This is a genomic window from Mycobacterium sp., assembly GCF_035570115.1.
Taxonomy (GTDB): Bacteria; Actinomycetota; Actinomycetes; order Mycobacteriales; family Mycobacteriaceae; genus Mycobacterium.
The window spans coordinates 35,137-44,340 of the sequence record NZ_DATMLH010000337.1; the positions used below are offsets into that span (position 1 = coordinate 35,137).

9 protein-coding genes are annotated in these 9,204 nt (G+C 64.2%); 6 read left to right on the plus strand and 3 right to left on the minus strand.

Translation table 11 applies throughout. The features are described from left to right. Window position 1: 1 nt before the first annotated feature. Window positions 2-1,672, minus strand: coding sequence for an acetolactate synthase AlsS (alsS, locus tag VNW74_RS31670; protein WP_325684322.1), 1,671 nt, complete (start codon window positions 1,670-1,672; stop codon window positions 2-4). Window position 1,673: 1 nt separating this feature from the next. Further along, a complete protein-coding gene (gene budA, locus VNW74_RS31675) occupies window positions 1,674-2,399 on the minus strand; it encodes an acetolactate decarboxylase (protein WP_325684348.1) in 726 nt (241 codons plus the stop codon). Between the two features lie 295 nt (window positions 2,400-2,694). Between budA and VNW74_RS31680 the strand changes: the two genes are divergently transcribed. Together VNW74_RS31680 and VNW74_RS31685 are read left to right on the plus strand one after the other, a co-directional pair. Beyond that, complete coding sequence (locus tag VNW74_RS31680) at window positions 2,695-3,795, plus strand: GGDEF domain-containing protein (protein WP_325684324.1); 1,101 nt, start codon at window positions 2,695-2,697, stop codon at window positions 3,793-3,795. 78 nt (window positions 3,796-3,873) lie between these two features. Beyond that, window positions 3,874-4,413, plus strand: a complete 540-nt coding sequence (locus VNW74_RS31685) for a tat pathway signal sequence (RefSeq protein ID WP_325684326.1) — start codon at window positions 3,874-3,876, stop codon at window positions 4,411-4,413. 19 nt (window positions 4,414-4,432) lie between these two features. On the opposite strand, the gene VNW74_RS31690 is transcribed toward VNW74_RS31685, so the two are convergent. Next, window positions 4,433-5,110 carry a GntR family transcriptional regulator gene (locus VNW74_RS31690; protein ID WP_325684328.1) on the minus strand — a complete coding sequence of 226 codons (678 nt, stop codon included), beginning with the start codon at window positions 5,108-5,110 and terminating at the stop codon, window positions 4,433-4,435. Window positions 5,111-5,290: 180 nt separating this feature from the next. Here VNW74_RS31690 and VNW74_RS31695 point away from each other — a divergent pair, with 180 nt between their 5' ends. The 4 genes from VNW74_RS31695 to VNW74_RS31710 all read left to right on the plus strand — a co-directional run. Further along, window positions 5,291-6,073 carry a hypothetical protein gene (locus VNW74_RS31695; RefSeq protein ID WP_325684330.1) on the plus strand — a complete coding sequence of 261 codons (783 nt, stop codon included), beginning with the start codon at window positions 5,291-5,293 and terminating at the stop codon, window positions 6,071-6,073. A gap of 51 nt (window positions 6,074-6,124) precedes the next feature. Continuing rightward, window positions 6,125-6,973 (plus strand): aldo/keto reductase, encoded by an 849-nt coding sequence (locus VNW74_RS31700; RefSeq protein WP_325684332.1) that lies wholly within the window; start codon window positions 6,125-6,127, stop codon window positions 6,971-6,973. 117 nt (window positions 6,974-7,090) lie between these two features. Further along, window positions 7,091-8,119, plus strand: a complete 1,029-nt coding sequence (locus VNW74_RS31705) for a cupin (RefSeq protein WP_325684334.1) — start codon at window positions 7,091-7,093, stop codon at window positions 8,117-8,119. Window positions 8,120-8,287: 168 nt separating this feature from the next. Continuing rightward, on the plus strand, window positions 8,288-9,204 hold a 917-nt coding region (locus VNW74_RS31710), incomplete at its 3' end, for an NAD-dependent formate dehydrogenase (RefSeq protein WP_325684336.1).

The following is a 9,204-nucleotide window of genomic DNA, read 5'->3' on the forward strand; positions in this document are numbered from 1 at the left end:
GTCATTCAAGGACGCCCTCGTGCAGCTCCGCGAAGAGCTCGGCGTTGTGGCTGTAGTCGACGAGCGCATCGAGAATGGTCACCCCGGGTTCGTCCAGCGATTGTTTGAGGGCGCCCTCGAACTCGGCCATGCCGGTGACTCGGATTCCTTTGGCGCCGAACGCTGCAGCGTAGTGAACGATGTCATAGTCGCCCAGCTGCACCCCTGACGTGCGGCCGTACTTAAGCTCCTCCTGGAATGCGACCATGTTGTAGGTGTTGTCACGCATGATAACGTGCGTGAAACTGAGTCCCAAGCGAGTCGCGGTCTCCAATTCCTGTGCGCTGAAAAGGAATCCACCGTCGCCCGATAACGATATCACCTGGGTGCCCGGGCGGACCATGGCGGCGGCCATGGCCCATGGCAACGCGACCCCGAGGGTCTGCTGACCATCGGAAAACAACAATCGCCGCGGTTGGTACACGCGAAAATGCCTGGCCATGTAGATGTAGTGCGACCCTATGTCGCAGGCGACAGTGGCCTCGTCATCGATCAGATCCCGGATCTTGAGGACAACCGCGGCCGGGTTGAGGCCATCATCGGTCTGCGGACCGTTCCGTGCCTCCGCGTCGATGTTCAGCAGCGCGGCGCGCTGTTCCGCGATGTCGGCGTTCACACTGTCGCTGAGGCGCAACCCTGACAGTAACGGGATCATCGCGGTCAGGGTCGCCGCGATGTCGCCGCGCAACTCGCACGCGGGCTGGTAGGCGTTGTCGATATCGGCGGGAATCTCGTCAATGTGGATGACCGTGCGAGCTGCATCCGAATTCCACAGCCGCGGATCGTATTCCACCGGGTCATACCCGATCGTGACCAAGACATCCGCGTGGCTGACGAGGATGTCTCCGGGCTGGTTGCGAAACAACCCGACGCGCCCGACGAAGTGATCCTCGAGTTCGCGCGACACCACGCCCGCGGCCTGAAATGTCTCCACGACCGGCAGGTCGGTGACCGCAAGCAATCCACGCAGCGCCGCACATGGTTTCGGATCGCCGACGCGCATACCGACGAACAGGACCGGGCACCGGGCCGCGCGAATCAGCTTGGCCGCGTGCTGGATTTGCTCTGCCGGCGCGGCGCCCAGAGCCGGTACCGGTGAGGGCTCGACGATTGCGGCCGACGTGGCAGCCGCCGCCACATCGGCCGGAAGCACCACGGCGGCGGCACCGCGCGGCGCTGTGACTGCGGCGCGAATAGCGTTTGCGACGGCTTCGGGCACGTTGTCGGGGTCGTTGACCTCCCCGGTGTATTTCGTGAAGGGTTTGAGTGCCGCGACAGCGTCCATCGATTGATGGGTGCGCTTAAGCCGGTCCGCCCTTATGACGGCACCGCAAATGGCGACCATCGGATCCTGCTCGGTCGTCGCGGTTATCAGACCGGTGGCCAAGTTAGTGGTGCCCGGGCCTGACGTCACCAGCGCGACGCCGGGTGTTCCGGTGAGCCGCCCGACCGCGGCGGCCATGAATGCCGCGTTCTGCTCGTGGCGGCAGACCACCAATTCCGGGCCGCCGTCAAAAAACGCGTCGAAGACGGCGTCGATCTTGGCCCCGGGTACGCCGAAGACGTATTGAACTCCGTAGGCGGATAGCGTCTCCAACACGCGTTCGGCGGATCTCACGTCGCTTTCGCTCACCTCATCCTCCCTCGGTGCGGCGGATTTGGGTGTCGAGGTCGGCCTTGTCCAGCTCGGCGGCAAGGAACTCCGGGGTTCGCGGCAGACTCAAGTGCAGCTCGGAACGAACGCTGATCTGTACCGTGCCGCGGGTGAACCGGTAATCGAGGGCGTGGCCGCCGTGGTGACGCTCGGTGTCGACGAAGTGGGAGTGGTAGCCCGCCACCGAGATACCTTGCTCATATTCGGGCATCCGGAATCCAGCCAGCGTGCCGGTCACGTCGGTGAACGCCAGCTCCTGTTGATCTTCGGTGGCCTCGGTGAACGGTCGGTAGGGCCGGTGCTGCTCGGTTACCGTGCGGGTGCGAATCACGCTGAAATCACCGGTGACGCGGACAGCGACGATGAGGTTGGTAGTGGGCAGCGACTCATCGATGCGTGCTTTGAGCCCGGCGCGGTCGACGGGCGCGGACACCTCGAATGTGCGGTCGGCGGCGAACCAGGTGACTACGGCAAAGGGGGTGCGTTGCTCCGGATCGGCGACCTGTGCGCTACCGTCGCCGCGCAATTGATAGCAGACTCCGTCGAGCACCAGCATCTCGCCGTCGAGACCATTGAACGTGCCGAGGCCGAAGTCCCCGTGCCGCAACAGCTCCCGGATTGTGACATCGCCGTCGTAGACGCCGTCGAGCAAAGCCCCCATCGTCGATGTCTGATAGACCTCGCTGCCGTGGCGATGCGCGAGCATCGCGTGTGCCCAACCCCGCAGGACGCTCGCTGCGGACTCGGCCGGATCAAAGGCCACCTTGGATCTCCCCGGTCGGCATGGATTGTCGTCGACACCCTGTGGTGCTGTGCACGAGAATCGTTGCGCTGATTCCCAAAGCCGTCAACCGCTGTCGCACGACTTCCGGGCGGTCCTCGTCGCCCGTTGGCAGATTCCTGGCCTGAGCTGCGGAATATCTGACAGCATGGGATGGCTGTCGAATCGGACACAGATGCCATAACTACCGGAATGGGTCGCATTACCAGGGGGTGTACCCGTGAACGCTGTGGGGCGCCGGTGGCAGCAGACCGATCACTTCGACTGGTTAAGTCTTTATTTGAACACCCGGGGTATCCGGCTGAGATGGCGGGCGATGGTTGCCGCTGTGATCGTCTCGATCGCCATGGTTCCGGTTGTGGTGTTGGTCAGGCCGACCGTGCCGCACTACCCAGCCGCGGTCGTCGTGGCACCGATTTCCGGCGGCTTCGGCGTGATAGTAGGGCTGTTTTGGTTGATCCGCTGGCCCACCCGCCGCCAATCGGTGCTGTTCTCCCTTGCCGGCAGCGTCGGCATCGCAGCCGCGTGCCTCGTACAAGGTGACCCGCGCGTGGGGTTGCTGGGCTGTAGTGCGTTTGCGGTGCTCGGCGGCTATATCGGGTTCTTCCACAGCGCCCGCGACATGATGGTCAACCTGTCGATCGCCATCAGCACCGGCGCGGTACTCGCGGCGCGCCTGGTCCGCTACTACGACGCCGCGGTGGCGGGCTGCGGGTTTTTGCTCGTCCTGGCGGTCAATGTGGCGTTTCCGTTCGCGGTCCATTGGCTGGTGCATGCGCTCGGCAGCGACTTGCGACATTCCAGCCGCGACACGCTCACGGGTCTGTTGATCCGCCGGGCCTTCTATCAGTCGGCATACGGGCTGCTGCTGCGCCGCAGGGCAGCGTCAAGTTATCTGGGCGTCGCGATGATCGATTTAGATAACTTCAAGCGCCTCAACGACACCCATGGCCATTTCACCGGGGATCGGGCCCTGGTCGCGGTCGGCGGTGCCCTGCGCCTCGCCTGTCCACCCACATCGTTGATAGCCCGCTTCGGCGGCGAAGAATTCGTCGTCGCCGACACCTACCGCACCGACGACCTGCACGACGTCGCCGAACAGTTGCGCAAAGCCATCGCAGACATCGACTACCCCGTCACGGCCAGCATCGGTATCGCGACCGCACCGCTGGCCGCGGGCTTCGACCCCGCCGATCGTGAACTCATCGACGATCTGGTCAACCTCGCCGACACAGCCATGTACGCCGCCAAACACGCCGGCGGAAACCAGAGCCGCTCCACCCACATTCCGCACGCCGACCTCAACGGCAGCCCCGCTTGACGCGCCGCGGCAAACGTCCAAGGGTGGATTCGTGCAGCTCGAGCGGCGCAGCACCCTAGAGAGATTGCGAGGCGCGGCATGGAATTAGACCGGCGATCGCTAATGGCCGCGGCACCACTGTTGCTGGCGGCGATGGCCGCCGGTGACAAGACGGGCAAGCTCGACAACGTCAAGTTGGCGCCGGCGCCCGAAGTCGGCCCGGATCCAACCGAAACGTTCGTCCAGCCCTACCAGGACATCGCCTTCGAGTCGTGGGGCAATTTGCCGCCGCACAGCGGCGAAATGGCCAAGTTGTATGGAGATTTCAACAGCCCGGGTCCGTATCTGGTTCTGATGAAATGGAATCCGGGTTGGTTCAGCGCGCCGCATACCTATGCGACCGACCGGATTCAGGTCGTGGTGTTCGGCACCTGGTTTGTCAACAGTGGCAATGATTTCCAACCGCACGATGCGGTTCCGGTCGGAGCGGGTGGCTATGTGAAGCGCAGCGCACGTACCCCGCACTACGACGGCGTACCAGCCGGGCAGCCCGACCCGGCCGTTATCGCCATCTTCGGCCTTGGCCCTGTCGACGTGCAGCTGGTCGACCCGAGCCAACCATCATGGCGTCAGGTGTGAGAGCGCGGGAGTCGGTGCACTAGGCCGGGTGCACGACGGCAAGACCGAGCGTGCGCATCGTGCTCACCAGGTGCGTCCGCAGTATCTCCTCGGTGCGTTCGAGATCCCCGTCGCGCATTGCTTCGGCGAAGACGCGATGCTCATCCAGGATCGTCGTGACCCGCTCGGCGTGCATCACCAATTCACGGTTCATACGCATCTGACGGTCGCGCAGCGATGAGTAGAAACCGGCCAAGATGGCGTTCCCTGACTCTTGGAGGGTCACGTCGTGAAAGGCGCGGTCGGCGTCTGAGAACTCTTCCCAGTCAGATTTGGCGGCGGCGTCGCGCTGCCTTTGCAGTTCCGCCGATAGCCGCTCGAATACCGCTGCGCACGCAGTGGGGCCGCGTTTAATGACTTTGCGTGCCGCGAACTGTTCGAGAACCAGCCTGGCCTCGATGACCGCTCGGGCCTCCTCGGAGGAAACCGGCACGACGAGCGCACCGCGCTGGGGGTAGAGCCGGAGTAGCCCTTCGGCCTCCAGTCGCAGGAAGGCTTCACGCACCGGCGTGCGCGACATCCCCAGGGCGGCCGCTACCTCGCCCTCACTAATCAGTTCCCCGCCCGGAAACCCTCCGGTCAGCACCTGGCGCTTCACGTAATCGTGCGCGCGGTCCTTGGCCGCACCCCGGACACCACCCGTTGCCTTGGTCGCCACCACGCCCCTCCGATGCAGCTAAGCCGTATCCCACTTGTGTGCATCACCGTACACCAGCGTATCGCCGCTGCTCGGCAGGCGCGCGTGTGACCGATCTCGCAGGCCACCAACTAAGATACAAGATAAACTCGAGTCATATCTCGACAACATTTAACGAGGTGCACAAAGAAGGAGGCCGCAGTGTCTGCCGCGGAAACTCACATGGATCTCGACCGCATCACCCACCCGCTCAGGTTGGCCAGAGGATCCCACCAGCCCGGATCAGGTAAAGGCTGCGCCATGAACGTCGTCTCCTACACCAACGGCGATGACCGCATCACGGACTTCCCCACCTGCTCAGCCCGTCCGCTGGCTGTCGTCGTCCAGGCCTGCAACGACCTGCTGGCCGGACCTAGTGGCTACCTGTCACCGGAACACAGCGTCCTCGCGATCGAGCTCGCCTGGCAGACGGTGGGAACAGCCGGCGTCGCCGACACCGTTGTCCACGCCTGGCTGGCCGAGCTGCTGACCAACCCCGTCTGGGGCGTTGTCCAGTACGTCAAAATCACCGAGGTGAAGGCGATCCTCGACATCGCCGAGCTGCACCGCCAAGCCGCGCGTGGCGACATGCCCGCGATTGCCGCCTGGGATGCCGCCGACCGTGCCGCTCGCGCCGCCGCCTGCGCGATGAGCCCCACGTCCAACGCCGCCGGCGCACTCGCGATCCGGGCGGCATACGAGTCGACCACACTGGTTAACGTGCGCCACTACCGGTCGACACTGGACGCCGCGACGGCATTCGCGATGCGCGCCCACGCGCGGGCCGCCGCGGACACCGCGGCCAGCCGCACGGTCGAACTGGCCAGGCAGGCGATCGCCTCGTGGCGTCACCTCGCCGGGCTGGACAACTCCCCCAACGAGGCGGCATCGGTGAACAATCGACACGAAGTGTCCGCCCAGGCCGAGTTTGTTCTGGCGCGGTGACGGGCAGCCAACCACAATCGCAACCACCGGGATCGCCAGGAGGCCAAGCAGATGAGTTCTATCCCATCGATCACGCTCAACGACGGCAACACCATCCCTCAATTGGGTTTCGGCGTCTTCCAGATAAAACCGGATCAGACTGCCGCCGCGGTGCGTTCGGCGTTGGAGGTTGGGTACCGGCACATCGACACCGCCGAGATGTACGGCAATGAAAAAGAAGTCGGGCAAGGCATCCGCGATGCCGGGCTGGATCGCGGTGAGGTATTCATCACCAGCAAGCTCAACAACGGGTATCACCGGCCGGACGACGCGCGCCGCGCGTTCGACACCACATTGAGCGCGCTGGATTCTGATCACGTTGACCTGTTCCTGATCCATTGGCCGCTGCCGACGCTTTATGACGGCGATTTCGTCTCGACGTGGAACGTGCTGGAGGAATTCGCCAGGGACGGCCGCGCACGCAGCATTGGCGTGTCCAACTTCCAGGTCGCCCATCTCGACCGGCTCGCCGAGGGATCGCAGACCGTGCCAGCCGTCAATCAGATCGAGGTACACCCATACTTCGGCAACGATCTGGTGCGCGCCTACGGCCGCGAGCACCAGATCGCCACCGAGGCCTGGTCACCAATCGCGCAGGGCAAGGTGCTCGACGACCCGGTCATTACCGGCATCGCCGATGCGCATGGCAAAACTCCTGCGCAGGTGGTGTTGCGCTGGCACATCCAGCGCGGCGACATCGTGTTCCCGAAGTCGGTGCACCCCGAGCGGATGAAGTCGAACTTCGACATCTTCGACTTCAGCCTCGCCAGCGACGAGATGGACGCCGTCACCGGCCTAGACCGGGGCGAATCGGGACGCACCGGCCCCAACCCCGACAAGTTCGACTACATCCCCGACTGACAACCTCGCCACAGGCCTTTCAGGTAAGGCGGCAGGCCGGCGACACTTGACAACTGAGATACAAGATAAATACTATTGATGTACAAGCGTTACGGAACACAGGCAGGAGGCCCCACGATGTCCACCGCGAATCGAGAAACGTCAGCCAATCTGGATCCGACAATTCCGGCTCCGATGACGAATGTCGCCCAGTACGGGTTCGAAGGGCGGTTTGAAGAGTGGGCCCACGACGCCCGCTATTTCGAATACTCGAAGGCCGCCAACCCCATTGGCTCGGGGCAGGCGCCGCAGGTACCGATCGTTCGGTTCGACCCCGAGATCTATGCCGGCCAGCCGACCGGCATCGTGCCGCTGGATTTGTCCAAGAAGCTGGGAGTCACGACCGGTGCGGCGACCAGCCCGGCGCTGCTGGCCAACTTCGTGAGCATTCGCGCCGGCGAGCAGATCGACACCAGCCCGAACGCCACCAGCCAGCTGTACTACATGCTGTACGGGCGGGGCTTCGCGGCAATCAACGGCCACCTGGTCAAGTGGGAAAAAGGCGACTTTTTGACGCTCCCCGCCGGATGCCGCGCGGTGTTCTACGCCGACGCTGAGACGGCCATGTACTGGGTGCACGACGAGCCGCTGTTGCGTTACCTGGGTGCCGACGCGACCCAGCCCAGGTTTCGGCCCACCAAGTTCCGCCGCGCCGACGCCGTCGCCAAGCTCGAGGACATCGCCGCGCGGCCCGGTGCCAACGACAAGAGTCGGGTCAGCGTTTTGCTGGCCAACGCCGATCAGGAGCAGACGCTGACCATCACCCACGTGCTGTGGGCCATGTTCGGCGTGCTGCCGCCCGGCCAGGAGCAGCGTCCGCACCGACACCAGTCGGTCGCCCTGGACCTGATCCTCGATGCGCCACCCAGCGGCTGCTACACCCTGCTGGGCACGCGGCTGGACGAGCGCGGGGAAATCGTCGACCCGATCCGGGTGGACTGGCAGGCGGGCGGCGCGTTCACCACGCCGCCTGGCATGTGGCACGCGCACTACAACGAGACCGATACCCCGGCGCACCTGATCCCCGTCCAGGACGCCGGGCTGCAGACCTACCTGCGCAGTCTCGACATCAAGTTCACGCAGCGCCGCGATTTGGTCGCCGGCTGATCCGCGGGCCTAGCCAAAGCGAGGGCAAGGATGATCTACTGGGCTGCAATGATTTTGGGCTCCTACTCCGTCATCGTAATCGAGGCAGTCAAGCGCCGGCTTGACCCACCGGATCGTCGACCGACCGCCCTGTAGTTTCGCAGGGCCACAACAAAAGAGGAGAATGCGATGGCCAAAGTACTGCTCGTTTTGTATCCCGATCCGGTCACTGGATATCCGCCGGTGTATGCCCGCGACAGCATTCCGGTGCTACACGGTTACCCGGGTGGCCAGACCTTACCGACCCCGTCGGCGATCGATTTCACTCCGGGCGAGCTGCTCGGCTGCGTGTCCGGCGAGCTCGGCCTGCGCAAATTTCTCGAAAGTGGCGGGCACCAGTTGGTGGTGACATCGGATAAGGAAGGCCCGGACTCGGAATTCGAACGCGAGCTGCCCGACGCCGATGTCGTGATCTCCCAACCGTTTTGGCCGGCATATTTGACTGCCGAGCGGATCGCCAAGGCGAAGAACCTCAAGCTCGCCCTGACCGCCGGGATCGGTTCGGACCACGTCGATCTCGACGCGGCGATTGCACGCGGAATCACCGTCGCCGAGGTCACCTACTGCAACAGCATCAGCGTGGCCGAGCACGCTGTCATGCAGATCTTGACGCTGGTCCGCAATTTTGTCCCCTCCCACAAATGGGTCACCGACGGAGGCTGGAATATCGCCGATTGCGTCGAACACGCCTACGACCTGGAGGGCATGGACGTCGGTGTGATCGCCGCCGGCCGTATCGGCCAGGCCGTGCTGCGCCGCCTGGCCCCCTTCGACGTCAACCTGCACTACACCGACACGCGTCGGCTGCCCGAAGAGGTCGAACACGAACTGGGCGTCACCTACCATCCCGACTCCGCGTCGCTGGTGCGCGCCGTTGATGTGGTTTCCATCCACGCTCCGCTGCACCCGCAGACCTATCACCTGTTCGACGAGGAGCTGCTGGCGTCGATGCGGCACGGCTCCTACATCGTCAACACCGCGCGCGCCGAAATCTGCGTGCGCGATGCGGTTGTGGCGGCGCTGAAGAGCGGGCAGCTGGCCGGCTA

What these genes read in the sequence shown, in the direction of transcription:
- VNW74_RS31705 (WP_325684334.1), top strand. Translation starts at nt 7,091, where the DNA reads ATGTCCACCGCGAATCGAGAAACGTCAGCCAATCTGGATCCGACAATT.
- budA (WP_325684348.1), bottom strand. Translation starts at nt 2,399, where the DNA reads ATGCTCGCGCATCGCCACGGCAGCGAGGTCTATCAGACATCGACGATG.
- VNW74_RS31700 (WP_325684332.1), top strand. Translation starts at nt 6,125, where the DNA reads ATGAGTTCTATCCCATCGATCACGCTCAACGACGGCAACACCATCCCT.
- VNW74_RS31685 (WP_325684326.1), top strand. Translation starts at nt 3,874, where the DNA reads ATGGAATTAGACCGGCGATCGCTAATGGCCGCGGCACCACTGTTGCTG.